The organism is Streptomyces pseudoechinosporeus (assembly GCF_054783935.1).
The window spans coordinates 1-23,437 of sequence record NZ_BAAGPS010000090.1 but is presented as its reverse complement, the minus strand read 5'-3'; the positions used below and the strand labels follow the sequence as shown (position 1 = coordinate 23,437).

Annotated in this window: 20 protein-coding genes and 2 pseudogenes; 12 read left to right on the top strand and 10 right to left on the bottom strand. The window is 69.5% G+C overall.

Annotated features, from left to right (window positions below):
- Window positions 1–430 precede the first annotated feature (430 nt).
- On the top strand, window positions 431–1,777 hold the full coding sequence (locus tag ACYVO6_RS46175; RefSeq protein ID WP_461072453.1) for an amidohydrolase family protein: 1,347 nt from the start codon (window positions 431–433) through the stop codon (window positions 1,775–1,777).
- Between the two features lie 140 nt (window positions 1,778–1,917).
- On the opposite strand, the gene ACYVO6_RS46170 is transcribed toward ACYVO6_RS46175, so the two are convergent.
- A complete protein-coding gene (locus ACYVO6_RS46170; protein WP_461072451.1) occupies window positions 1,918–2,814 on the bottom strand; it encodes an alpha/beta hydrolase in 897 nt (298 codons plus the stop codon).
- Window positions 2,815–2,904: 90 nt separating this feature from the next.
- Between ACYVO6_RS46170 and ACYVO6_RS46165 the strand changes: the two genes are divergently transcribed.
- Entirely contained in the window at window positions 2,905–3,777 is an 873-nt protein-coding gene (locus ACYVO6_RS46165; RefSeq protein WP_461072449.1) for a helix-turn-helix domain-containing protein, read from the top strand.
- On the opposite strand, the pseudogene ACYVO6_RS46160 reads toward ACYVO6_RS46165, so the two are convergent.
- Both ACYVO6_RS46160 and ACYVO6_RS46155 read right to left on the bottom strand, forming a co-directional pair.
- Window positions 3,776–3,951 (bottom strand): annotated as a pseudogene (locus tag ACYVO6_RS46160) (IS5-like element IS4811 family transposase); the annotation flags it as partial. The gene ACYVO6_RS46165 and the pseudogene ACYVO6_RS46160 overlap by 2 nt on opposite strands.
- Window positions 3,952–4,003: 52 nt before the next feature.
- Window positions 4,004–5,026: an aldo/keto reductase gene (locus ACYVO6_RS46155; RefSeq protein ID WP_461072447.1), complete on the bottom strand. Its 1,023-nt coding sequence runs from the start codon at window positions 5,024–5,026 to the stop codon at window positions 4,004–4,006.
- Between the two features lie 116 nt (window positions 5,027–5,142).
- On the opposite strand from ACYVO6_RS46155, the gene ACYVO6_RS46150 reads away from it, so the two are divergent.
- A complete protein-coding gene (locus ACYVO6_RS46150) occupies window positions 5,143–5,754 on the top strand; it encodes a TetR/AcrR family transcriptional regulator (RefSeq protein WP_461072445.1) in 612 nt (203 codons plus the stop codon).
- Window positions 5,755–5,919: 165 nt separating this feature from the next.
- On the opposite strand, the gene ACYVO6_RS46145 is transcribed toward ACYVO6_RS46150, so the two are convergent.
- Both ACYVO6_RS46145 and ACYVO6_RS46140 read right to left on the bottom strand, forming a co-directional pair.
- The gene (locus tag ACYVO6_RS46145; RefSeq protein ID WP_461072443.1) at window positions 5,920–7,200 is read right to left on the bottom strand and encodes a hypothetical protein; all 1,281 of its coding nucleotides are present in this window, start codon (window positions 7,198–7,200) and stop codon (window positions 5,920–5,922) included.
- A 16-nt stretch (window positions 7,201–7,216) separates the two neighbouring features.
- Window positions 7,217–8,560, bottom strand: a complete 1,344-nt coding sequence (locus tag ACYVO6_RS46140; RefSeq protein ID WP_461072441.1) for a family 43 glycosylhydrolase — start codon at window positions 8,558–8,560, stop codon at window positions 7,217–7,219.
- A 294-nt stretch (window positions 8,561–8,854) separates the two neighbouring features.
- On the opposite strand from ACYVO6_RS46140, the gene ACYVO6_RS46135 reads away from it, so the two are divergent.
- The 7 genes from ACYVO6_RS46135 to ACYVO6_RS46105 all read left to right on the top strand — a co-directional run bounded on the left by ACYVO6_RS46135 (window position 8,855) and on the right by ACYVO6_RS46105 (window position 16,551).
- Window positions 8,855–10,096: an ROK family transcriptional regulator gene (locus ACYVO6_RS46135; RefSeq protein ID WP_461072439.1), complete on the top strand. Its 1,242-nt coding sequence runs from the start codon at window positions 8,855–8,857 to the stop codon at window positions 10,094–10,096.
- Window positions 10,097–10,115: 19 nt separating this feature from the next.
- Entirely contained in the window at window positions 10,116–10,928 is an 813-nt protein-coding gene (locus ACYVO6_RS46130) for an ABC transporter permease (RefSeq protein ID WP_461072437.1), read from the top strand.
- A complete protein-coding gene (locus ACYVO6_RS46125; RefSeq protein WP_461072435.1) occupies window positions 10,925–11,704 on the top strand; it encodes an ABC transporter ATP-binding protein in 780 nt (259 codons plus the stop codon). Before ACYVO6_RS46130 ends, ACYVO6_RS46125 begins: the two co-directional genes overlap by 4 nt.
- A gap of 57 nt (window positions 11,705–11,761) precedes the next feature.
- On the top strand, window positions 11,762–12,745 hold the full coding sequence (locus ACYVO6_RS46120; RefSeq protein ID WP_461072433.1) for an aliphatic sulfonate ABC transporter substrate-binding protein: 984 nt from the start codon (window positions 11,762–11,764) through the stop codon (window positions 12,743–12,745).
- A 94-nt stretch (window positions 12,746–12,839) separates the two neighbouring features.
- A complete protein-coding gene (locus tag ACYVO6_RS46115) occupies window positions 12,840–14,375 on the top strand; it encodes a sulfatase-like hydrolase/transferase (RefSeq protein ID WP_461072681.1) in 1,536 nt (511 codons plus the stop codon).
- On the top strand, window positions 14,372–15,376 hold the full coding sequence (locus ACYVO6_RS46110) for a formylglycine-generating enzyme family protein (protein ID WP_461072431.1): 1,005 nt from the start codon (window positions 14,372–14,374) through the stop codon (window positions 15,374–15,376). Before ACYVO6_RS46115 ends, ACYVO6_RS46110 begins: the two co-directional genes overlap by 4 nt.
- A 17-nt stretch (window positions 15,377–15,393) precedes the next feature.
- On the top strand, window positions 15,394–16,551 hold the full coding sequence (locus tag ACYVO6_RS46105; protein ID WP_461072429.1) for a serine hydrolase domain-containing protein: 1,158 nt from the start codon (window positions 15,394–15,396) through the stop codon (window positions 16,549–16,551).
- A gap of 166 nt (window positions 16,552–16,717) precedes the next feature.
- On the opposite strand, the gene ACYVO6_RS46100 is transcribed toward ACYVO6_RS46105, so the two are convergent.
- Window positions 16,718–17,578, bottom strand: coding sequence for a helix-turn-helix transcriptional regulator (locus ACYVO6_RS46100; RefSeq protein WP_461072427.1), 861 nt, complete (start codon window positions 17,576–17,578; stop codon window positions 16,718–16,720).
- 86 nt (window positions 17,579–17,664) lie between these two features.
- On the opposite strand from ACYVO6_RS46100, the gene ACYVO6_RS46095 reads away from it, so the two are divergent.
- Complete coding sequence (locus ACYVO6_RS46095) at window positions 17,665–18,423, top strand: SDR family oxidoreductase (RefSeq protein WP_461072425.1); 759 nt, start codon at window positions 17,665–17,667, stop codon at window positions 18,421–18,423.
- 218 nt (window positions 18,424–18,641) lie between these two features.
- Window positions 18,642–18,851, top strand: coding sequence for a tautomerase family protein (locus tag ACYVO6_RS46090; protein ID WP_461072423.1), 210 nt, complete (start codon window positions 18,642–18,644; stop codon window positions 18,849–18,851).
- A gap of 106 nt (window positions 18,852–18,957) precedes the next feature.
- Here ACYVO6_RS46090 and ACYVO6_RS46085 read toward each other — a convergent pair whose 3' ends face one another.
- From ACYVO6_RS46085 to ACYVO6_RS46070, 4 genes and pseudogenes are all read right to left on the bottom strand, one after another.
- Entirely contained in the window at window positions 18,958–19,566 is a 609-nt protein-coding gene (locus ACYVO6_RS46085; protein WP_461072421.1) for an N-acetylmuramoyl-L-alanine amidase, read from the bottom strand.
- Window positions 19,567–19,671: 105 nt separating this feature from the next.
- Window positions 19,672–21,150: a sulfatase family protein gene (locus ACYVO6_RS46080; RefSeq protein ID WP_461072419.1), complete on the bottom strand. Its 1,479-nt coding sequence runs from the start codon at window positions 21,148–21,150 to the stop codon at window positions 19,672–19,674.
- Window positions 21,147–22,517, bottom strand: a complete 1,371-nt coding sequence (locus tag ACYVO6_RS46075) for a family 43 glycosylhydrolase (RefSeq protein WP_461072417.1) — start codon at window positions 22,515–22,517, stop codon at window positions 21,147–21,149. Before ACYVO6_RS46075 ends, ACYVO6_RS46080 begins: the two co-directional genes overlap by 4 nt.
- A gap of 243 nt (window positions 22,518–22,760) precedes the next feature.
- Window positions 22,761–23,335, bottom strand: a pseudogene (locus ACYVO6_RS46070) (TetR family transcriptional regulator); the annotation flags it as partial.
- Window positions 23,336–23,437: the final 102 nt, after the last annotated feature.

The following is a 23,437-nucleotide window of genomic DNA, read 5'->3' as shown; positions in this document are numbered from 1 at the left end:
CGGCTCCATGCCTGATGCTCCGTGCACGAAACGGTGGGGGGCCTACCGGGGCGACTTCGGCTCGGTGGCCCGGACCAATCTGCTGTGGCTGCGCGACGCGCACCCGGACGCGGGCGGCTTCACCCCGGCCGACCCGGAACGCGACACCTTCTCACGCGAACTCCGACCGATCTACGAGGAGTTCGTCCGGGGGACGCTCGCGGTCAGCGGCCTTGACTGCGGCCGCCGGCACGCGAGGGCTCCGATCCCGGCACGGCGCTCACCGCATTCACCGCCTGGGTTCGCGAGTTCGCCCGGGCGCCCAGCCGGTGATGTGCGGTTACCGGGCCGCGTACGACTGGACGTTCCCGGGTGTACCCGGGACGCCCCCATTCCCCTACCAAGCCCCACCTGTGCAGACGGGGCTGAACAGGATCCAGAGGACTGATTCATGCAACTCTCACGTCGTTTCCACGCCTCCGTCGTCCTTCCCGCGGACGCGAGATGCTCAGTGGTCCGGGATGGTGTCGTCGACGTGCGGGACGACGGTCACATCGCGTACTGCGGGCCTCGGACCGATGCGCCGCCTGCTCCCGGGACGCCTGTGACACGGCTCTCCGGAATGCTGATGCCCGGCCTCGTCAACGCACACGCGCACAGCGCGATGACACCCCTGCGCGGCGCGGGCGGAGATCTCCCGCTGATGTCCTGGCTGAATGACGTCATCTGGCCCGCGGAGGCCCGCATGCGCCCGGCGGATGCCTACGCGGGCATGCTGCTCGGCTGCGTCGAGATGCTTCAGCACGGCATCACGACCAGTGCGGAGATGTACAGGCACGGCGAGGCGGTGGTCGACGCGGCTATCACCGCCGGCAGCCGGATGCTCCTCGCGCCCGCCTATTTCGACCTGCCCGGAGCGGGATGGCGGAGCGCCCTGACCGCGATCGACAAGTGGATCGACGAGGACGGCCTGAGGTTCGGTCCCGGTGGCCGTGTCGAGTTGTGCTACGGCCCGCACTCCGCCTACGTCCTCCCCGTGGAGGCCTTACGGGCGACGGCCGAGTCGGCTGCCGCCCGGGGAGCCCTCGTACACATCCACGTCGCCGAGTCCCTGACGGAGGACCAGGAACAGCGAGCGGCGTACGGATCCGTCCCCCGGCTGCTCGATGACGTCGGCCTCCTGGACGGGCGCTTGCTGGCGGCCCACGCCGTGCACCTGTCCGCCCACGATGTCCGGCTTCTCGCCGACCGCGGTGTCGGAGTCGCCCACTGTGCCGGATCCAACGCCAAGCTCGCCTCGGGCATCGCCGGGCTCACAGCACTGCGGGCGGGTTCCGTCGCGGTGGGCCTGGGCACCGACGGACCGGCGAGCAACGACGACCTCGACCTGTGGGAGGAAATGCGGCTTGCCATGATGATGGCCCGTGCGACGACCGGGGATCCTCTCGCCCTGACCGCCAAGGACGCGCTGTTGATGGCGACCCGCGGTGGAGCCGCCGCATTGGGGCGCCAGGACATCGGCACGCTCGGCCCCGGCGCGTGGGCCGACATGGTTCACGTCGGCGTGGACGGGCCGCACTTCGCCGCGGGACTCGATGTCCCGGACGAGCAGTTGCTCGCCAATCTCGTGTGGGCCGCGGGTTCCCGCGCAGTGCGCGACGTCTGGGTCGCCGGCGAACAGGTGGTCGCCTACGGGGAACCTCTGCACGTCGACCGCATCGCCGCCCAGCGGGCGGTGGCCGCGGCGGCCGCTCACATGCTGCGGGGTGAACCGCTCAGCGGCCCGCCCGCGTTGTAGGGGAGCGGGATGCTCATCGATGCCCTCACCTGCCGAGGCCAGAGCCTGTTTTCGAAGTCTGGCGATCGTTTCGCCAGGTCAGGATTCGAACCGGTCTGGTTCGAGCTGCCTGGCCGGCGAGGTGGGCGTGATCCTCAGCTTTAGCTTTGTGATGGTGCGAGGTGGGTGGCGAAGAAGGCGGTGAGCTTGGCGACGGCTGGGGTGACTTGCTCGTCCTTGTCGTAGAGGGAGATGTGGGTGCCGCCGTCGATGACGAAGAGTTCTTTGGGTTCGGCTGCCTTCTCGATGGCTTCGTGGCTGATGTACGCCGTGTTCGCGTCGGATCCGGTGATCATCAACAGGGGGCGGGGCGAGATGAGATGGATCAGGGCGTACGAGTCGTACTGGATGATCTGGTCGAGGCTGCGGACGGGCCAGGGCTGGACCGCGCGGGGGTGGTAACCGCGCGGGGTGCGGTAGTACTCGTAGGTCTCGGCGTCCACGGCCTCGGTGATCCACTCCTGCCGGGGGACGGCCTCGCCGCGGGCCTCGGCGGTGCGTGCGGCTCCAGCGCGCTCGAGCATTGAGCGCATGGTCTGCGGGTCCTGGGTGCGGCCGAGGCCCTCGCGCATCACCGATCCCAGGTCTCCCGCGCTGACCGTGGCGACAGCCTTGATGCGCAGATCGGTCTGGGCGGCGTAGGGGACGTAGCCGCCGGAGGCGCAGATACCCAGAGCGCCGATCCGGTCCGGATCTATCTCGTCGCGGGTGGCCAGGAAGCCCACGGCGGACTTGATGTCCTCCGCGCGCTGGAAGGGGTTCTCCAGACCGCGTGGCTCGCCCTCGCTCTCGCCTTGGTAGGCGGCGTCGAAGACCAGCGCGGCGAAGCCCTCGCGCGCCAGGCGCTCGGCGTAGATGCTCGCGGTCTGCTCCTTCACGCCGCCGCCCGGGTGAGAGACGACGATGGCCGCAAGCCGATCGGAGCTGGGCGTGTCGGGCAGGAAGAGGATGCCGGCGAGCGTGAGATTGCTGCTGAGGAAGGTGACGGCTGTCTTCATGCCCTCGACCCTGGCAGGCGCCCCGCGCTGGGATAAGGGGACAGAACTGGCCCCCCTCACCGGCCGGCTGCCGGTGCGAGACTTGCTCGCATGAGCAGCGAACTGGGTGACTTTCTCAAGGCCCGGCGCAGGGAGCTGAGCCCCGCGACGGCCGGGCTCCCCGACGACGGGCGGCGGCGGGTCCCCGGCCTGCGCCGGGAGGAGATCGCCCTGCTGGCGTCGATCAGCCCCGACTACTACACCCGCCTGGAACAGGGGCGTCGCCGGGCCTCCGAGCCGGTCCTTGACGCCCTTGCACGCGCGCTGCGGCTCAGCAAGGACGAGCGTGCCTACCTCTTCGAGCTCTCGGGCAAGGACGCCGGCCGACCGCGCCGGCGGCCCACCCAACGGGTCCAGCCGCAGCTGCGGCGCCTGCTCGACGATCTCACCAACACCCCGGCCCTCGTCCTTGGCCGGTGCACCGACATCCTGGCGTGGAACCCGTTGGCTGCCGCGCTGTTCACCGACTTCGCGCTCCTTCCGGAGCACAGACGCAATTTCGTACGCCTGGTGTTCTGCGACCCGAAGGTACGGGCCCTGTATATCGACTGGGGCTACGTGGCGCGGGCCTGCGTGGCGCAGCTGCGGATGGAGGCAGCCCGGGACCCGGAGAATCCGCGCCTGGCGATGCTGGTGGGAGAGCTGTCGGTGCGGGACCCGGACTTCCGGACATGGTGGGGCGATCACCGCGTGGCCGCACGGACCGCGGGCACCAAGGCCCTGCGCCACCCGGTGGTCGGCGAACTCGCCCTCGACTGGTCCACACTGACTGACGCGGCCGACCCGGACCAGCAGCTCATCGCCCTGACCGCCGCGCCCGGCACGCCCTCCCACGACGGCCTGCGCCTCCTGGGCGCTGTCACCGCGGAACCATCCGCATCGCCACGACCAGTAAGTCACTCCGCCGACCTCCCCGACACTTGATCGCGGCCGAGGTGATGATCGACTTGGAGTGCTGGATGAGCCGTTCGTGGTCCCGCGCATGCCGACGGGCGTGCATGATCCAGGCCAGGGACCGCTCGACCACACAACGGCGGGTGCAGGATGACGACCCCGGGGTGTTCTCGGCCGACTGACGGTCTTCAACGTCAGCCCGAGCGAGGACAGCAGGGCGTCGTGATGGCGAGGTCACCGGCAGCAGTGCGGAGCGTCAGGCAGCTGCGCGTTCGCTGAGGGGGCGGCGGCGCAGGCTCGCGGCTTCCAGGGCGGGAGGCATGTAGTCCTGGTCGAGCGCGCCGACATCGGTGCCGGGCGGGACGATCTCGTCGATCCGGCCCAGGATGTCGTCGCCGAGAACGACGTCGAGGCCGGCGAGGAGGTCATCGAGGTGCTCCATCGTGCGCGGCCCGATGATGGCGCTGGTGACGCCGGGGTGGGCGATGGTGAACGCCGTGGCGAGGTGGGTCATCGGCATGCCCGCTTCCTCGGCGAGGGGGATGAGCTGTTCGACGACGTCGATGCGGCGCTCGTCGCTGACGTGCTTGACGAAGGCCGCACGGCGCAGGTCGTTCTCCTGGTTCTTGCGGACGCGGCCGGTGAGCAGTCCCTGAGCGAGCGGCCCCCACACCAGGGTGCCCATGCCGTACCGCTGGGCGACGGGCAGGACCTCGCGCTCGATGCCGCGGTTGAGGAGGGAGTAGGGCGGCTGCTCGGTGCGGAAGCGCTCCAGATTCCGGCGCTCTGCGACCCACTGCGCCTCGACGATATCGGAGGCTGGGGTCGTCGAGGAGCCGATGGCGCGGACCTTTCCGCTGCGGATCAGGTCCGTGAGTGCGGAGAGGGTTTCCTCGACGTCGGTCGTGGGGTCGACGCGGTGGATCTGGTAGAGGTCGATGTAGTCGGTCTGCAGCCGGCGCAGCGAGTTCTCGACCGCGGTCATGATCCAGCGCCGGGAGGCGCCCTGCTGGTTGGGGCCCTCGCCCATCGGGCGACTCACCTTGGTGGTCAGGACGACGTTGTCGCGGCACCCCTTGAGCGCTTTGCCGACGACTTCCTCGGAGTCGCCGTAAGCGTCGGCGGTGTCGACGAAGTTGATGCCGGCGTCCAGCGCCTTGTGGATGACGCGGATCGAGTCGTTGTGGTCGGCGTTGCCGATGGCCGAGGCGAACATCAGCGTGCCGAGGGCGTACGGGCTGACCTTGATGCCGGTGCGGCCCAGAGTGCGGTACTGCATGGGGGTCCCTCCTGGTTGTGGAAGAGCACCCGCGGGATGCCCTACCCTGCAGCTAAGCGGAAAGCCTTTCCGGAACTATACGGAAAAGCTTTCCGGTTACGCAAACTGGAGGAATCATGACTGAGAAGGCAGGGCCGCCCGGGGCGCCCCGCCGCATGCGCGCGGACGCACAGCGCAACGTGGACGCCCTGATCAAGGCTGCAAGGGCCGTCTTCGACACATCCGGCGTCGACGCACCCGCCAAGGAGATCGCCGACCTGGCCGGCGTCGGCGTCGGGACGCTCTACCGGCACTTCCCGCTGCGCTCAGACCTGGTCAAGGCGGTGGTGGAGAGCGGGATCGACGCCTGCGCCGCGACCGGGCCGCAGCTCAGTGCCGTCCACGAGCCGGGAGAGGCGCTCGCCGAGTGGCTGCGCCAGTACACCGAGTTCCTTGGGACCAAACGAGGACTGGCCCCGGCCCTCCACTCGGGCGATCCGGCCTACGAGGCTCTGCCCGGCTACTTCCTGGAGAAGGTCGGCCCCGCTCTCACGGCACTGCTCGACACCGCGGCAGCCAGCGGAGCAGTTCGCGACGACGTCAGCGCCCATGACCTGCTGTACGCCATCGCCAACCTGTGCATGCCGGTACCCGGCGAAGGACCCGAGTACAACCAACGCATGGTCGCTCTACTCATCGACGGGCTGCGCACCCCGCGCCGGGGCGTTTCGTCTGGCTCATCGCGCTGACCGATCACGCTGACCGGAGAAGATGCCTGCGATATGGAGAGCGGCGAGGTAGAGGGAGACGGTCTTGATGCCCCTGTGGTTCGTCAAGCAGCCAAGTCCTGGCCCTCGGGAAGGGTGTGGGCACGCCGGCGGCCTCCTGCACAGGTTGCTTCGCCTGGGGTCAGTTCAGGACCCGCTGAAGGAGTCCTGGAGTGCGCGGAACGCGTCGAAGAACGCCGGGTTGTGAGCCATGTCGCCGTTCGCAGAAGGCTGGGTGACGAGGTTGGCGTACAGGCTGTTCAGGAGCCACGGCGTCTTCTTCGGCGTGATGTCGCGGATCATGGCGGGCTGCTGGAGCGTGCCGTAGGTCGCCACCGCCAGTCGGCCGGTGGCGCGGAACTGCCGGACCTGGTCGGTCAGGTAGTCCTTGCGTGAGTCGAACCACGGGCTGTTCATCAGCAGATCGCGCCACCGCTGCTGCGAGACGGGGGCCGCGGCGGCGTCCCGTACCTCCTGCCATACCGGGGTGCTGGCCGGTACCCCGTAGCGGCCGGAGTAGACGGCGGGCACCGGGTCGCTCCAATGGTCCTTCCACCACTGCACCAAAGAGAACTCGGTGGCAAGGAAACGCTGCTCGGAGCGGATCCGCGGTAGCACGTAATCCGTATACGCCTTGGCCTCTTCGAGGGCCGCGACGTGCGGGTGAATGTCCACGCCCTCCAGCTCGGGAGTGGCCTTGATGTGTGCCAGCCAGGCGTCGACGGCAGGGGTGCGCCAGTCGGGGTCCTCGAGGCGGTTGAGGGCGCCCATGTACAGGCGGGTGCGGCATTCGGACCCACAGCGCTTCTTCCGCTCGGCGATCACGTGCGCGGCGATGGCCTCGTAGAAGGGATTCAGGCGGGTGGCGCGGTCCTCGTCGCGCGTCTCGAGGAACGGCTCGTTGCCGATGACCAGGATGTCGACCTTGTCCAGTACGGCATCCAACGCCTCGTCGACGCGGGCGAGTTCGGCATCCATCGCGCTGGTGCCCGGCTGAGGGAGAGGCATCTTCCGGTAGGGGAACTTCAGCGACAGTACGGTGCCATAGCCGGAGTCGGCGAACGACAGCAGGGACTTGATCGCAGGTTGCCGGGGTGCCTCCACACTGTCTAATTCGGGCATCGGGACGAAGCCGCGCACCCACCTGGTGCGCAGGTCGTCCAGCACCGAGGCGGTCATGCCGCGCGGCTCCTCGTTGAAGTTCGCGCCGAGCACGTCCTCCGGGGCCGCGGGACGCCTCCGGTGCCCGGCGTGGCTGCCCGAACCGCCGGCGCCGCCGCCCCCGGAGCCGTCGGCTCCGGCTTCGTCAGATCGGCACCCCGCGAGCAGCAGGGCAGCGCCACCGCCGGCGAGGCCGAGGAGCCTCCGACGGCTGGGGCTCGGGCGATCCGCCCGGCTCCCGGCGTTCGGCATATCTCGTTCCAGCACGTACATCACTCCAGAGTCAGCCGTCGGCCGGTTGGTTCCGCCTGCGTCGGACGTAGAGCCGGTTGCCCTTGGGCCCTGTCCACTCCAGGCGTACGACGCCGGGGACGGCGGCGTCCGCGACGCGTGACGGGTGGGACCAGTACCCGGCGTTCGGGTTGCGGAAGAACGTGGCCCAGAGGCCACCCCTGTGGTCGGCGAAGAAGTTGTTGTGGCCCGCGCCGACGCCCGCGGTCCACCGCCGGGAGTACGGGCCCTCGAAGCGGTCGGCGACGGCGACGACCGCGTCGTACTGGTACTGCGTGCGGCCGGTGCCCGGCGGGTCGTAGGCGTACTGCGTGCTGCCGTCCGGAGCGACGGACGAGCGGTTCCAGGCCGCGTGGAGGAGGTAGTACTTGCCGCCGTGCTTGAAGACGTACGCGCCTTCGAGGTACGGCTCGGGGGAGTAGGGCGACTGCCGGAACTTCGGGAGGTCCGTGGTGGGGACGATGTCCTCCATGTCGGCACGGAACCTGGCGTACAGGTCGTTGTGCAGCACGAGCCAGGCGTCGTCGCCCTCGGCGTAGATGCTGCCGTCGATGTGGTGGTACGCGCCGGGCGCGACGACCGACGGCCCGCCGGTGAGCGGTTCGCCGAACGGCTTGTCGAGGTTGCCCTCGGCGAGCCGGTACGGACCCGCGACCCCGCCCTCGCTGACCAGCAGGAACGAGCCGACCTTGCGGGAGTGGTCGCCCATGCACGCGACGATGTACCAGCGGCCGCGGACGTGGTGCACCTCCGGCGCCCACACGTTGCCGCGCTTGCCGAACTCGTCGTCGTGCCAGTACTGCTGCCAGGGGGCGACGACCGTGCGCCCGGGCCGGTTCTCGCCCGCGAACTCGGGCGACCACACCTTGCCCTTGTCTGCGCCGGGACGGATGCCCGTGGTGTCGGCCAGCCGCCACGGTCCGCGCAGCGACCGGGACACCCACACGAAGATGCCGTCGTTCCAGGGGGCGGCGATGTCGAGGCCCGGCACCCGGGTGGTGCCCGTGGCGACGTAGAGCGGACGGCCCCCGACGACGAAGCAGTTGACGTAGGTGTCCCGCATCCAGACCCGGCCGCGCTCCTTGTCCCGGGGGCGCAGTTCGAGTGGGAGGACGAAGGAGTTGTCGTCGCGCGGCCAGAGGTCGGGGCGGGTGTCGGCGAGGCCGTACGGTTCGGGGTCGGGCCAGTTCGCCGGGTAGGCCTCGGCTTGTCCACTTCGCGTCGCCGGGTCCGCCGTTGCGGAGGTTGTGGGCAGCGCCGCCGCCACTCCCAGGGTGCCGGCGCCTGCCAGCAGGGCTCTCCGGCCGATGGGCGGCCGGTTCGTGTTGTTGATCATCAGCCATCTCCTCCCTCGTCGGGCCGCCCGGGGGACGGCATGACGCCCAGGATGCGAACGGCCGCTGGATTTCGTCAACAGCCCGGAAAATTAATCCGGATCGGGTATGCCGGGGCGCGGTTTCGGCCAGGGCGGCCCCAATCCTCGTGCGTTATCGAAGCGTTACGAGCCGGGTGGCGACCTAGACGTTCCAAAGTAACCCCAGGTCAAGGGGGTTGAGGTCGGCTGCTCCTGGAGGGTGGGGGCGGCTAAGTGATTTCATCCGACTCATTGACGTAAATATTCGGCGCTTACATGCTGTCCGGCATGCACCCACACGACGGTCCGCTGACACGGCTCCGGCGCAGCCATGAGCAAGCCGTACTCGAGCTGCTCCGCAAGTACGGTCCGCTGAGCCGCGCCGAGTTGGGCACCCGCAGCGGGCTCTCCCGCACCACGCTCTACGACATAGTCGCCGGCCTGGTGACCAGCGGCGCGGTGGTCACCGGCACGCCGTACATCGAGGCGCGCAAGCGGGGGCGCCCGGTGGAAAAGCTCAGCCTCAACCCGGCCGCCGGTGAGGCGGTGGGCATCGACTTCGCGCGCCGTGCCGTGCATGTCGCCGCGGTCAACCTCGCCCACGAAGTGGTCGGTTCGGCCAGCGAGGGGCATGCGGCGGACCTGTCCTGGCCCGAGCGGGTGGACATCGCCGTACGGCTGCTCGACTCGCTGACGACCGGTGCGCCGGGGGAGTCGGGGGCCGCCGGCTCAGGGCGGGCACAGGCCGTCCATCTCGGCGCGCTCCGTGCGATCGGCGTCGGTGTGGTCGGTCCGACCACCGACCCCGGCAGCGAGAGCGCCCACGCGCAGGGCATCGACGGTCTGCCGGACCTGCTGCGCAAGCGGTTCGGGGTGCCGGTGCTGCTCGACAACAACACCCGCCTCGCCGCGCTCGCCGAAGCGGTGTGGGGCGCGGCGGCGAACAGCAGCGACGTGCTCTACGTGAGGCTGTCGCACGGCGTGGGCGGCGGGCTCGTCGTGGGCGGCGCGCTGCACCGGGGCAGGCACGGACTGTCCGGCGAGTTCGGACACATCACCGTGGACCCGGTCGGCGAGCGGTGCGAGTGCGGCAAGACCGGCTGCCTGGAGACCCTCGCCTCACTCGATGCGGTACTGCGCCGCTATCGGGCGGCGGGCGGCAGGGCGGACAGCCCCGCGCAGTTCCTGGACGCTGCAACGGCAGCCGACCCGCCCGCCCTTGAGGTCCTTTCCCGCGTCGGCAGTGAGGTCGGCGGCGTACTGGCCGCGATCTGTCACGCCGTCGGCCCGGGCGTCATCGTCGTCGGCGGCGAACTCGCCCAGGCCGGCGACGCCCTGCTCGAACCGGTCGAACGGGCCCTGCGTCAGCACCTGATGCCGCTGGCCCGCCACCACGTGGACGTACGGCGCGCCACGCTCGGCGAGGCCGGCAGCGCCCTGGGCGGCATCGCCCTCGTACTCCATGAAACCCCCCTGCTCACCCACTACCCGCAGCCCGTCTCCGAGGACAACGCATGAGGCCACCAGTGAGGAACCCATGGCTGTGATCACCCCTCTCGACAAGACCGCCGCCCCCGCGCAGCGGCAGCAGCAACCGCGTCGTACCGTCCGGCCACTGGTCCTGGGCGGCCTGGCGCTCGCGGCGGGTGTCGGCGCCTGGGCCGTCGTGGCCGCCCTCGGGCTGGTCGAGAACCTACCCACGCCGACGGCGGTGGCGAGCAAGGCGGGCACCATGATCGCCGACGGCACGCTGGCGTCCGATACGTTCGCCAGCCTGCGCCGGGTCTTCATCGGCTACGCCCTCGGCGTGGTCGTGGCGGTCCCGGTCGGCTTCCTCATGGGCTGGTATCCGACGGTGCGCGCCGTGGTCGAGCCGTACATCCAGTTCTTCCGCACCATCCCGCCGCTCGCGATGATTCCGCTCGCGGTCGTGCTGCTGGGGATCGGCGAGGTGCCGAAGATCGCCGTGATCTACCTGGCCTCGTTCATGGCCTGCGTCGTGGCCTCCTTCCAGGGCGTCGTCGACGTGGACAAGACCCTGATCAACGCGGCCCGGGTGCTGGGAGCCTCGGACCGCGTCATCTTCGCCAAGGTGGTCGTGCCGGCGTCCACCCCGTTCATCCTCGTCGGCATGCGGATCGGCCTCGGTGCGTCCTGGGCCACCGTGGTCGCCGCCGAACTCATCGGTGCGCAGGAGGGGTTGGGCTACCGGATGCAGAAGGCGGCCACCTGGTTCGACATGGACGCGATCTTCGTATCGCTGATCACTATCGGAGTGCTCGGGCTCGTCATGGACCGGCTGTTGCTGCTGGCCGAGCGACGCCTCACCGGCTGGCAGGAGCGACGATGAACAGCAAGATCAGTTTTCGTGGCGTGGTGAAGACCTTCCCGCTGAAGAGCGCCACCTTCACGGCGCTGGGCGGGGTGAGTCTGGACATCGCGGACCAGGAGTTCGTCACCGTCGTGGGCCCGTCCGGCTGCGGCAAGTCCACGCTGATGAGCATGGCCGCGGGTCTGCAGGAGCCCGACTCGGGCAGCGTCCTGGTCGACGGCACACCGGTGTCCGGCCCCGGCCCCGACCGGGGTGTGATCTTCCAGCAGTACGCCCTGTTTCCCTGGCTGACCGTGCGGCAGAACGTGGAGTTCGGGCTCAAACTCGCCGCCGTACCCGCCGAGGAGCGCAGGCGGCGCGCGGACGAGGCCATCGGCCTCGTCGGACTCGGTGAGTTCGCCGACGCCCTGCCCAAGACGCTGTCCGGCGGCATGAAGCAGCGCTGCGCCATCGCCCGCGCGTACGCGGTGGACCCTCAAGTGCTGCTGATGGACGAGCCGTTCGGTGCTCTCGACGCGCTCACCCGCGTGCAGTTGCAGGACCAGTTGCTGGAGACCTGGAGCCAGGAGAAGCGGACCGTGCTGTTCATCACCCATGACGTGGACGAGGCCGTCTACCTGGCCAACCGTGTCGTCGTCATGGCGGCGGGCCCCGGGCGCATCCACCGCGTCATCGACGTGGACCTGCCCTATCCGCGTACGGAGGAGATACGGCTGTCCGCGGAGTTCCGCCGCATCCGCAACGAAGTCTGGACGTCCGTCTACCACCAGGACGAAGCCACCTCGGCCGCCTAACCGCCCGACGGCTTTCCGCCACCCACCCTCGTTCTGCACCGAGAGGATCCATCCACCATGTCCCGAAGCACGGTCAGGCACGCCCTCACGACACTGCCCGCCGTATTCATGCTGTCGCTGTCCGTGAGTGCGTGTTCCGGGAGCGGGTCCGGCGACGACTCCACGGTCAGGTTCGGCTACATCGGTGACTACAACGGGGCCAGTCTGCTGGCGGTCGCCGAGAAGCAGGGGCTGTGGAAGAAGGCCGGGCTGACCGCGGAGGTGAAGTCGTTCAACAACGGCCCGGTGCAGATCCAGGCGCTCGGTGCCGGCAACCTCGACTACGGCTACATCGGCCCCGGCGCCATGTGGCTGCCCGCCTCCGGCCAGTCCAAGATCATCGCCATCAATACGCTCACGTACGCGGACCGGGTCATAGGCCAGCCCGGAATGGAGTCCATGAAGGACCTCAAGGGCAAGCGGATCGGCGTGCCCGAGGGCACTTCCGGCGACATGATCCTCAACATCGCGCTGGAGGAGGCCGGGATGACCGACAAGGACATCGCCAAGGTCAACATGGATCCGTCCACGATCGTCTCCGCTTTCTCCTCCGGGAAGATCGACGGCGCCGGCTTCTTCTATCCGGCCATCGACACCATCAAGCAGAAGGTGCCGGACCTGGTGGAGGTCGCCAGCACCAAGGACACCGGGGATTCCTTTCCCACCGCGTTCGTCGCCGGCAACGAGGTGCCGGAAGAGAAGAACAGCAAGGTGGTCAAGGTGCTGCAGCAGGCCAACGACTGGCGCCAGGAACACCCCGAGGAGACCATCGCGCTCACCGCGAAGCTGCTGGAGGTCTCCGAAGCCCAGACGAAGGCCGACGCCTCCCACGTCCAGGCCCTCTCCACCGCAGACCTGGCCGCCAGGTCGAAGAGCGGTGAGGTGGACAAGTGGCTGAAGACACTCGGTGACTTCTTCGTACGCAACAAGCAGCTGGACGAGAACCCCGATCCGGGTGAGTACTACGCGGGCGAGCTCTACGAGAAGGCGCAGGGCGAGTAGGGGGCGAAAGCGTCCTGCGGGACCGCGTCCTTACTGCTCGCCAGGCAAGTCGATACGCCCGTACGACTCGAAAGGCACCGCCGTGCGCCACAACATGCTCTTCCTCATGACCGACCAGCACCGCGTCGACACCCTCGGCGCCTACGGCAACCCGCACGTGCGCACCCCCAACCTGGACCGCCTCGCCGCGCAGGGCACCCGCTTCGACAGCTGCTACACGCCGACCGCCATCTGCACTCCGGCCCGGGCCAGCCTGCTGACCGGCGCGGCACCCTTCAGACACAAGCTGCTCGCCAACTACGAGCGCAACGTCGGGTACTTGGAGGACCTCGCCGACGGCCAGTTCACCTTCGCCGAGCAACTGCGCAGCGAGGGCTACAACCTGGGCCTCCTCGGCAAGTGGCACGGCGGCGTCCGGCGCACCGCCGCCGACTACGGCTTCCAGGGCCCCGACCTCGCCGGCTGGCACAACCCCGTCGATCACCCCGACTACCTGGCCTACCTCAAGCAGAACGGCCTTCCCGCATACGCCATCAGCGACCGGATGCGCGGCACGACCCCCAACGGCAGCCCCGGCAACCTCCTCGCGGCCCGGCTGCACCAGCCCGTCGAGGCCACCTTCGAGTACTACCTGGCGACCCGCACCATCGAGATGCTCCACCGCTTCGCCGGGAACGAGCAGGCCGGGGAGGGCGTCCCGTTCTTCCTCGCCACCCACTTCTTCGGCCCGCACCTGCCGTACATCCTCCCCGACGAGTACTTCGACCTGTACGACCCGGATCTGGTGGAACTGCCCGCCTCCATCGGTGAGACCTTCGCGGACAAGCCACCGGTGCAGAGCAACTACAGCAAGCTGTGGGCGTTCGACACCATGCCGATCGAGGACAGCCGCAAACTCATCGCCGTCTACTGGGGGTACGTCACGCTCATCGACAAGCAGATCGGCCGCATCCTCGACGCCGTACGGGAGCTGGGCCTGGACGAGCGCACCGCGGTGTGCTTCACCGCCGACCACGGCGAGTTCACCGGCGCCCACCGGCTGCACGACAAGGGCCCCGCCATGTACGAGGACATTTACCGCATCCCCGGGCTGCTGCGGGTGCCGGGCGCTGTACCCGGCCAGGTGCGCGAGGAGTTCGTCTCCCTCACCGACTACACGGCGACCATCCTGGAACTCGCCGGCAGCGACCCCGCCCCGGCCGTCGACAGCCGCAGCCTGCTGCCCCTTGCCCGCGGCGAACGGCCCGCCTGGGACGAGCACCACCTGGCCGAGTACCACGGCCACCACTTCCCGTACCCGCAGCGCATGCTGCGCACCCGGCGCTACAAGCTGGTCGTCAACCCCGAGTCGCGCAACGAGCTGTACGACCTGCAGACCGACCCGGACGAGCTCCTCAACCGCTACGACCATCCCGAACTCCGGTACGTACGCACACAGTTGATGCACCGCCTGTACCGCCTGCTACGGGACCGCGGCGACAACTTCTTCCACTGGATGACACCCATGTACGACGTGCCGACCGACCACGACACCACCCTGTCGTCGTTCGAGACGGAGAAGGCCGGCGGCGCGGGCTCCTCGACGCCCGCCGGTACGGATGCCTCGACACCGGTTCGCGGTACGCGATGAGCAGCCCACCGAGCGCAGGACGGGCATGTCCCTCCTGCTGCGCCCCCTCCCGCGTCGGCGCCGATGCCGTCGGCGCGGGGCGGCTCGCCCTCGCGCTCACGCCGCCCGCCGCCCGCACCCGGCCGCTCGGCTACGACACCCGCGTCGCCCTGCCCGGCGGAACCTTCCGTATGGGCACCGAGGACGCGGACGCGAACCCCAGCGACCGAGAGAGCCCCATCCGTGAGGCGGCCGTGGACGCGTTCGCCATCGACGCCTACGCCGTGACCACCGCCCGCTTCGCCGCCTTCGTCGCGGACACCGGGCACCGCACCGAGGCCGAGCGCCACGGCTGGAGCTTCGTCTTCGCCCGCTTTCTGCCAGGCGAATTGAGACGCATCTCCCCCCGCCCCGACGCCACCCCGTGGTGGTGCGGCGTGCAGGGAGCCACCTGGCGCACCCCGGAGGGACCCGGTAGCGACCTCGAAGGCCGCTGGGACCATCCCGTCACCCACGTCGGCTGGTCCGACGCCAAGGCGTTCGCCGAGTGGGCCGGCGGCCGGCTGCCCACCGAGACCGAATGGGAGTACTCCGCCCGCGGCGGCCTCGACCAGGCCCGCTACCCATGGGGCGACGAACTCACCCCCGACGGCGAGCACCGCTGCAACATCTGGCAGGGCACGTTCCCCACCAAGAACACCGCCGAGGACGGCTACACCGGCACCGCCCCCGTCCACGCCTTCCCGCCGAACGCCTACGGGCTCTACAACGTCTGCGGAAACGTCTGGGAGTGGTGCGCCGACCCCTGGGACCCCAAGTCCCGGGAGCTGCGCGTCATGCGTGGAGGCTCGTACCTGTGCCACGACTCGTACTGCAACCGCTACCGCGTCGCCGCCCGCACGGCCAACACCGTCGACAGCACGACGGGCAACCTTGGCTTCCGGGTCGCCTACCCCACCGACGGCCCTCGAGTGGCCGCGCTCATTTCCCCCACCCGGCTCACCTTCACCCCTTCCTCCTGAGCGATTGAAGAACGACGATGACTGATCAGCAGCCTCAGACCCTTGCCGACCTCGGCCTCTTCACCGGCGCGCCGCAGTACGAGAACTTCTGCCGGATCAAGGACTTCGCGGAAGTGCGGGAGATGGCTCCCTCGTCGAAGCCGCACGCCTGGCCCGTGGGGGACACGATCACGTTTCCTGATACGTACGAGTTCGACGGCACCGTCCGGTCGACCGAGGAGTTCCTGGCCGACACGGACACAGCGGCGCTTCTCGTGCTGATCGATGGCGAGATCCGATACGAGCGGTACCTGCTCACCGGAGGGCCGGACGTGCCGTGGGTGTCCATGTCGGTGGCCAAGAGCTTCGTCTCCGCCCTCGTCGGCATCGCGGTCGAGGAGGGGCACATCCGGAGCATCGACGAGGCAATCAGCGCCTACGTGCCGGTACTGCCCGGCTCCGCGTACGACAGGGTCACGATCAGGGACGTCCTGCAGATGTCGTCCGGCGCCCGCTGGAACGAGGACTACAGCGACCCGGACTCCGACATCTTCCGGCTCAGCCTGGCCACGCTGGGCATCGGCGGCACACTCGACGGCTTCGTCGCGAACATGGTGCGCGCGAGTGAGCCGGGCACCGTCTGCCGCTACAACTCCGGGGAGACGCAGGTGCTGGGCGCGCTCGTGGCCCGTGCGACAGGCCGCAAGATGGGCGACTACATGCAGGAAAAGCTGTGCGAGCCACTCGGCATGACCTCGCCCGGCTACTGGGTCCTCGACCCGGCCGGAACGGAGATGGCCTACGGCGGGCTCAACCTCACCGCCCGCGACTACGCCCGGATCGGAGAGCTGTACCGGGGCGGCGGCGTGTGGCAGGGCGAGCAGATCATCCCCGCCGCATGGGTGCGCGATTCGGTGACCGTCGCCGCCCCGCACCTTGAGCCCGGCCGCCCGGTCATCGGCGGCCACCCGACCGGCCTGGGTTACGGCTACCACTGGTGGCTCCCGGCCGGTGACCGCGGCGAGTTCAGCGCGATCGGTGTCTACAACCAGTTCGTCCACGTCGACCCGACCGCCCGCACCACCATCGTCAAGCTCTCCGCCAACCGCAGGTACGGCACCTCTGCAAAAGAGTCCACCAACCGCGAGATGGAAACGGTCGCCTTCCTGCGCGCGCTCGCTCGACGCAACAACTGAGAGGGCGTCAAGTCCGTTTCTGGTAGAGGCCTCGTCCCTCTGGAGCCCGCGCGGTGGGCGCCCCCGTACGGGATGCTCACGGACCGCTACGGCGTCACCTGGGATCGTCCGCCCGCCCGGCCCACGAGCGCGCCGCCGCATGACCACGGTGCTCGACACCCGCTCTTCAGCCCGGGTCCCCAGTGAGTGGCTGGGTGTTGATGACGGTGAGCAGGTCCAGCTTGTCGGCGCTGTCAGTGCCCACTGCGGGGGTGAACCAGAGCAGCCGCTGACGGCCGTCCTCGCTGAACAGGTTGAGGCAGTTGACGTCGAGCACGCCCAGGTCGGGGTGGACGAGGCGTTTTCGGTCGTTGCGACGAAATGCCACGTCGTGCTCGGCCCAAAGCTCGGCGAACTCGGGCGAACGGTGGAGCAGGTTCGCGACCATCGAACTCGCTTCGGTGTCCCGGGCGTCCCGACGTGCCGCTGCGGCCCGCAGGTCGGCGGCGAACGCCCGGGACTGCGTCGCGTGCTCCTCCTCCGGATAGAGCCGTCGTGCCTCGGGGTCGGTGAACCACCGGTGGATGAAGCTCGCCTCCCGGCCGCGGAACCCCGACTGGTCACCGAGCAGCGCGACGGCGAGCGGGTTCTGCACGAGGGTGACATGCAGGTCGGTGATGACCTGGGCGGGCGTCGAGGTCAGCCGCGTGAGCAGGTCGAGCATGCCGGGATGGATGTGCGAGGAGAACCCGCCCTGGACCGGGACAGGGCGGTCCGCGAGATGGTAGAGGTGATCGCGCTCGTCGGCGGTCAGCCGCAGCGCCCGCGCGAGGGCCGCGAGCATCTGCTCGGACGGTTGAGAGCCGGCGCCGCGTTCCAGCTCGTTGTAGTAGTCCACCGATGCACCCGCGAGCTGGGCCACCTCGTCGCGACGCAGCCCGGGCACGCGGCGCCGCGGCCCGGAGACGAGCCCGACCTCCTCGGGGCGGATGCGCTCCCGCCGGGATCGCAGGAACGCCCCCAGCTCGGCGTATTTCGTGGCCTTCATGGCGACCAGTCTGCGGCAGCCGGGGCAGCTGACACAGGGGATGACATCCCCTGGTACCGCCCGCAAGTGCCCCACATCGTGGAGGCATGACTTCCATCGACACCACCCGAGAGGCGGTCGGCCGGGTCGCCGTCGTCACCGGGGGCTCGCGCGGCATCGGCCGGGCCGTGTCCCACAGGCTCAGCGCCGACGGCTTGGCCATCGTCGTCAACTACGTCGGCGACACCGCCGCCGCCGAGGAGACGGTGGCCGCGCTCACCGCCGCTGGCGGCAAGGCGATCGCGGTCCGGGCCGACGTCGCCGACGAGAAGGCCGTCGCCGCGCTCTTCGACCAGGCCGAGGCGGCATTCGGGGGCGTGGACGTCGTCGTGAACGCCGCCGGACGCCTGGCACTCGCGCTCATCGCCGATCTCGACCTGGACGTCCTCGACCAGCTGCACCGCACCAATATCCGCGGGGCCTTCGTGGTCGCCCAGCAGGCCGCCCGGCGCCTGCGCGCAGGCGGTTCCTTCGTGAGCTTTTCCACCTCCGTCGTTGGCACCCAGTTCCCCAACTACGGTGCGTACGCCGCCAGCAAGGGCGCCGTCGAGGCGATGACCCTGATCCTGGCGCGCGAGCTGCGCGGGCGCGACATCACCGTGAACACTGTCGCCCCAGGCCCGACCGCCACCGAGCTCTTCCTCGAGGGCAAGACCGAGGAGCAGATCGATACGCTGGCCAAGACGCCGCCACTGGAGCGCCTGGGCACTCCGGAGGACATCGCCGATGTCGTCGCATTCTTGACCAGTGCCGAGGGCCACTGGATCAACGGCCAGATCCTGCGCGCGAACGGCGGCATGGTGTGATGTCCGGCCCGACCGGCAGCGGCCATTCCGCACCCACATCGACCCCAGTCGCGACGGCAGCGAGGTCGTCGACGCGATCGCGGACCCCATCCGGGTGGAGTTCTACCGCCGCGTCGGCATCGAGGAACTCTTCCCGCCTCTGACCGGCCTCTGGCGAATCGGCCACCAGCACCCCGCCCAACCTCCGCACGCGCAGAAGCAACCCTAGGAGAGCCACCATGCCATTCGCCCACTTCAAGGTCCCCGCCGGCACCATCACCGCGGAGGACAAGAAGAAGCTCATCGAGCGCACCACCGACCTGTTCGCCGAGATCTACGGAGACCGGGCGCGACCGACCGCGGTCGTCCTCGTCGACGAGGTCGTCGACGGCGGCTGGGGTGTTGCCGGCAACGTCCTGACCGCCGCCATGCTCAACGGCGACGACTGACGCCGCACCTTCCCGGTGCTTGTCGACCGGAGGAAGTATCCGTTCGGCGACTGGATTCCAGGCATGCCGGAGGCCGCCACCCGCTGGAACCCAGTGGGTGGCGGCCTCATGCCTTCCTTACCAGCTCCAGGTAGTGGTTCCAGTCCCAGTTGCATCCGGGGTCGGTGTGGGAGGAGTGAGGCACCTCGTTGTGCCCCCGTATGTGGGTGCGGTCCAGCGGAATCGCGTATCGCGCGCACACCGCCGCGGTGAGCGCCGCCGACGCGGCGTACATCTCCTCGGTGAACCAGGCAGGGTCATGGACCCAGCCCTCATGTGCGATGCCGATGCTGCGGTTGTCGTAGTCGTCGTCGCCGGCGTGCCGGGCGATGTCCTTCTCCCGGACGCACTGGCCGATGTGGCCGTCTGCCGAGCGGACTACATAGTGGGTGGAGGTGCGCCGGTCGGGATTCCGGTAGACGGCGACTGTGTCGTCGAAATGCTCGTGCGTGACGTGGATGACCACGTAGTCCACGGGGTAGCTGCTGGGGCGCCGCGAGACGCGGTAGTTGGCGGGGGAGGCGGGCAGCCACTGCGCGCCGGAGTGGTCGATGGCAGCAGGGGACGAGCCGGCGCGGGCGGCAGCACCGGTGCCCGTGCCGGTGGCGGCTGCCGCGGTGAGCGTGACGGCGGCACCGCGCAGGACTGTGCGGCGGGAGGGGGCATTCGGGGGCATGGTGTCTCCGGTGGGGAGCTGGAAGCAGAGTGCTCGCATGGCGGACGTGCATGGGCGCGGTCGGGATACCGACGTCGCGAAGTTCCGGGCGCGCGACGTACCCGGTCAGGTCCGGTGCCAGTTGTGCTGGGGCAGTTTGGGGTTGTACTTCCCCTTGGGCAGGTCGTCGGTGAGGCGCAGGGACCAGCGATGCAGGCGCTCCAGCAGTTCGGCCCGCACCTTCCGCAGCTCCGGATCGTCCCAGCGGTTCGTCAGCTCCATCGGGTCGGTGTCGAGGTCGTACAGCTCGCCGGTGCCATCGACGTGGGAGTACAGCTTGTAGTGGTCGTGCCGAAGCGCCCGTGAAGTGCCGCTCTGGGTGACGGTGTTCAGCTCGTCGTAGCGGGTGCCCTCGTACGGGAAGTGCAGCTCCGGCCGGGCGTCGTCCGGGTAGGGCAGGCCGCCGTAGCCGCGCTCGACGACGATGTCCGCGAACTCCGCGGCCGGGTATTCGGCGCCGGTCAGCAGCTGCCACAGGCTGCGGCCCTGCACCCCCAGCGGGATCGGCCGGCCGACCACCTCGCACACGGTGGGCAGCAGGTCGGCGAGCGAGACGAAGTCCCGCTCGTTGTCGCGGGCCTTGACGCCGCAGCCGTGCACCACCATCGGGACGCGGGCGAGCGCCTCCGGCATCCCGGCTCCCTTGCGCTGCAGGCCGTAATCGCCCACATAGTCACCGTGGTCGGAGAGGAAGACCAGCAGGGTGTTCTCCCACAGGTTCTGCTCCTTGAGATGCTCGACCAGCCGGCGCAGCTGGTCGTCGATCAGGCGGAGCATGCCGCAGTACGTGGCACGGTAGCGGCGCCACAGCTGGTCGTAGCCGGGCCGCTTCTCCTCCACCAGATCGCGCAGCCATTTGTACGCGCCGCCTTTCTCCTCGGCTGCCTCGGGGCCGCACTTCCGGTCCGGGACCTCGTCCTCGCCGAAAAGGGAGAAGTACGGCTCCGGCGCCTGGTACGGGTTGTGCGGCTCGGGCATCGACACCCAGGAGAAGAACGGCTTCGACTCGTCCCGGGCGTCGATCTGTTTGATGGCGTCGGAGACGATCCGGTGCGCGTACTGCAGCTCCACCGGGAACGGGGTGGGATCCTTCGTCGGCCCGTTGTCGATGGACTTCAGCCACTTCGAGAACGCCCGCTGCTCGGTCGTCTCATCCGGCCCGGACTCATGCCCGTACGGGCCGGCGAAGGCGTCGAAGTCCTCCTTGCTGCCCCGGTACATGTGCGTCTTGCCCGCGTAGAACCGCTGGTAGCCGGCCGCGCCCAGCACATCCAGCAGGTCGTCGCCGCGCGTCACTTGCTCCGGCGTGGTGTTGGAGTTCTGCCGCACCCGGTGGGTGCTCGGCCAGCGCCCGGTCAGCAGGCTGGTCCGCGCGGGAACACACGCCGGGGCGGTGGTGTACGCGCGGCGCAGCCGGGTGCCGTCCTTGGCCAGCGAATCGAGAAACGGCATCGTGTCGAGCGGAAAGCCCTCACCGGCGGTGAAACCGGCGCGGTGCTGGTCCGTCATCACGAACACGATGTTCGGAGCCGTCGGGCAGCTCACAATGTCCCTTTCCGGTTCGGACGACGACGTTGGACGTACAGGCGGTTGCCCTCCGGTCCGGTCCACTCCAGGCGTACGACGCCGGCCACCGCGGAATCGTCGATGCGCGCCGGATCGGCCCAGTAGCCGAACGCGGGATTCCGGAAGAACGTGGCCCACAGGCGGCCGTTGTGGTCGGTGAAGAAGTTGTTGTGGCCGGCGCCGACGCCCGCGGTCCAGCGCTTGGAGTACGGCCCCTCGAAGCGGTCCGCGACGGCGACGACAGCGTCGTACTGGTACTGCGTCCGGTCGGTGCCGGGCGGGTCGTAGGCGTAGCGGGTGCTGCCGTCGGGGTTGGCGGACGTGCGGTCCCAGGCGGCGTGCAACAGGTAGTACTTGCCGCCGTGCCTGAAGACGTACGCACCCTCGAGATAGGGCTCGGGGTCGTACGCCGTCTGCTGGAACGACGGGAGATTCGTCGCCGGGACGATGTCCTCCATGTCGTCCCGGAACTTCGCGTACAGGTTGTTGTGCAGCACCAGCCACGCGTCGCCGCCCTCGGTGTAGAGGCTGCCGTCGATGTGGTAGCGGGCGATGGGCTTGGCGGGTGCCGGCTTGGCGGGGACCAGGTCGCCGAAGGGCTTGTCCAGATTGCCCTGGACGAGGCGGTACGGCCCTTCGACCCCGCCCTCGCTGACGAGCATGAACGACCCGGTCTTGAGCGCGTTGTCGCCCATGCAGGCCATCAGGTACCAGGTGCCGCGGAAGTAGTGCAGCTCCGGCGCCCAGACATTGCCGCGTCTGCCGCCCTCGTCGTCGTACCAGTGCTCCTGCCAGGGGGCCACGACCGTACGCGCAGGGCGGTTCTCGCCGGCGAATTCGGGCGACCACACCTTGCCCTTCTCGGCGTCGGGGCGGATGCCGGTGGTGTCGGCCAGCCGCCACGGACCGCGCAGGGACGGTGCCGTCCACACGAAGATGCCGTCGTTCCACGGGGTGGCCGTGGTGAGCCCGGGCACCCGGCTGGTGCCCGTCGCCACGTACAGCGGACGGCCGTCGACGACAAAGCAGTTGACGTAGGTGTCACGCATCCAGACCCGGCCGAGCTGCTCGTCGCGGGGGCGCAACTCGAGGTTCAGGAGAAACGAGTTGTCCGCGCGCGGCCACAGGTCTTGGCGGGTGTCGGCGAGGCCGTACGGTTCCGGGTCGGGCCAATTCGCCGGGTAACGCCGGCCACCCGATGCGGCCTGCGCCGGTACCGCCTGGGCAGCCGCCGCCCCCAGCGATCCGGCCAAGCCGACGAGGCCGGCCGCACCGACCGTCCTGGCCGCACCGGACAGCAGCGCCCGCCTGCCGATCCGGGGCGCGTTCTCGGGACCGGTACTCATCAGTCGAACTCCCCATCATCGTCCAGCGCTTCGGCGTGCCGACCCGGCCTGAGACGGCGTCCCTGGGTGGCGTACGGCCCAGCATGCGAAGGCCCGCTGATTTTCGTCAACAGGTCGGATAATTAATCCGGACCGTTCGGTACGCGAACGCGCCTCCTGCGGGGAGTCCAGGTCCGGACCGTGGAGATGCTGCCGAGGTAGGCGGGAGGGAGGTGGGCCGACCGGTGCCGGCCAGGAGGGCTGTGCGAGGTCGGGCAGCGGCCTGCGGGCGACTTCGCGCGCGTCGTCCGGCGAGAGGCCCAGCATGCGCAGGACCATCTCGGCGAGGTTCGCGGCGGCCTCGTCCCCGTCCAACTCGGGGCGGGCGAATCTCAGTTCCACCAGCGACAGCAGGGTCCCGCCGATGGCGGTCAGGGCGACGGCCGGGTCGAGCGTGACGAAGCGGCCGGAGGCGATGCCGGCCTCCGGGGCGTGCAGCGCCCGGGAGGTAAGTCCGTTGTCCGAGTGGAGGTGGCCCAAGCCGCGGCGGCGCAGGACCTGCATGAGTTCCGGGTGCGACTCGGCCATGCGAGCGCTGAGCCGGAACCCGGCGGAGAGGAGCTCCGCAGGGTCGTCGATCCCGGTCATCCGATCGTCGAAGGTCTGGCCGATCTCCTCCAGCGCATCCATCACCGCCGCCTCGAACAGTGCGGTCTTGGACTCGAAGTGGCTGTAGAAGGAGCCGAAGCCGACGTCCGCGCGCTCGGCGATCGCCTGGATACTGGCGCTGGCGCGCGGCGCCGCTCGAACCGGGTGCTGGGCGGGGCTGACGTAGGCATGGGCCGAGTCTGGCTAGTGCTGTGACCGCGTATGTTCGCCGGGTTGGTGGTCGTGGCGGTTGGATGTGCGGTGACGTCCGTTCGACCGGTGGAGGCGCGGTG

What these genes read in the sequence shown, in the direction of transcription:
- ACYVO6_RS46085 (WP_461072421.1), bottom strand. Translation starts at nt 19,566, where the DNA reads ATGCCCCCGAATGCCCCCTCCCGCCGCACAGTCCTGCGCGGTGCCGCC.
- ACYVO6_RS46140 (WP_461072441.1), bottom strand. Translation starts at nt 8,560, where the DNA reads ATGATCAACAACACGAACCGGCCGCCCATCGGCCGGAGAGCCCTGCTG.
- ACYVO6_RS46120 (WP_461072433.1), top strand. Translation starts at nt 11,762, where the DNA reads ATGTCCCGAAGCACGGTCAGGCACGCCCTCACGACACTGCCCGCCGTA.
- ACYVO6_RS46135 (WP_461072439.1), top strand. Translation starts at nt 8,855, where the DNA reads ATGCTGTCCGGCATGCACCCACACGACGGTCCGCTGACACGGCTCCGG.
- ACYVO6_RS46100 (WP_461072427.1), bottom strand. Translation starts at nt 17,578, where the DNA reads ATGAAGGCCACGAAATACGCCGAGCTGGGGGCGTTCCTGCGATCCCGG.
- ACYVO6_RS46175 (WP_461072453.1), top strand. Translation starts at nt 431, where the DNA reads ATGCAACTCTCACGTCGTTTCCACGCCTCCGTCGTCCTTCCCGCGGAC.
- ACYVO6_RS46130 (WP_461072437.1), top strand. Translation starts at nt 10,116, where the DNA reads ATGGCTGTGATCACCCCTCTCGACAAGACCGCCGCCCCCGCGCAGCGG.
- ACYVO6_RS46170 (WP_461072451.1), bottom strand. Translation starts at nt 2,814, where the DNA reads ATGAAGACAGCCGTCACCTTCCTCAGCAGCAATCTCACGCTCGCCGGC.
- ACYVO6_RS46125 (WP_461072435.1), top strand. Translation starts at nt 10,925, where the DNA reads ATGAACAGCAAGATCAGTTTTCGTGGCGTGGTGAAGACCTTCCCGCTG.
- ACYVO6_RS46110 (WP_461072431.1), top strand. Translation starts at nt 14,372, where the DNA reads ATGAGCAGCCCACCGAGCGCAGGACGGGCATGTCCCTCCTGCTGCGCC.
- ACYVO6_RS46150 (WP_461072445.1), top strand. Translation starts at nt 5,143, where the DNA reads ATGACTGAGAAGGCAGGGCCGCCCGGGGCGCCCCGCCGCATGCGCGCG.
- ACYVO6_RS46115 (WP_461072681.1), top strand. Translation starts at nt 12,840, where the DNA reads ATGCTCTTCCTCATGACCGACCAGCACCGCGTCGACACCCTCGGCGCC.
- ACYVO6_RS46155 (WP_461072447.1), bottom strand. Translation starts at nt 5,026, where the DNA reads ATGCAGTACCGCACTCTGGGCCGCACCGGCATCAAGGTCAGCCCGTAC.
- ACYVO6_RS46165 (WP_461072449.1), top strand. Translation starts at nt 2,905, where the DNA reads ATGAGCAGCGAACTGGGTGACTTTCTCAAGGCCCGGCGCAGGGAGCTG.
- ACYVO6_RS46075 (WP_461072417.1), bottom strand. Translation starts at nt 22,517, where the DNA reads ATGAGTACCGGTCCCGAGAACGCGCCCCGGATCGGCAGGCGGGCGCTG.
- ACYVO6_RS46090 (WP_461072423.1), top strand. Translation starts at nt 18,642, where the DNA reads ATGCCATTCGCCCACTTCAAGGTCCCCGCCGGCACCATCACCGCGGAG.
- ACYVO6_RS46105 (WP_461072429.1), top strand. Translation starts at nt 15,394, where the DNA reads ATGACTGATCAGCAGCCTCAGACCCTTGCCGACCTCGGCCTCTTCACC.
- ACYVO6_RS46095 (WP_461072425.1), top strand. Translation starts at nt 17,665, where the DNA reads ATGACTTCCATCGACACCACCCGAGAGGCGGTCGGCCGGGTCGCCGTC.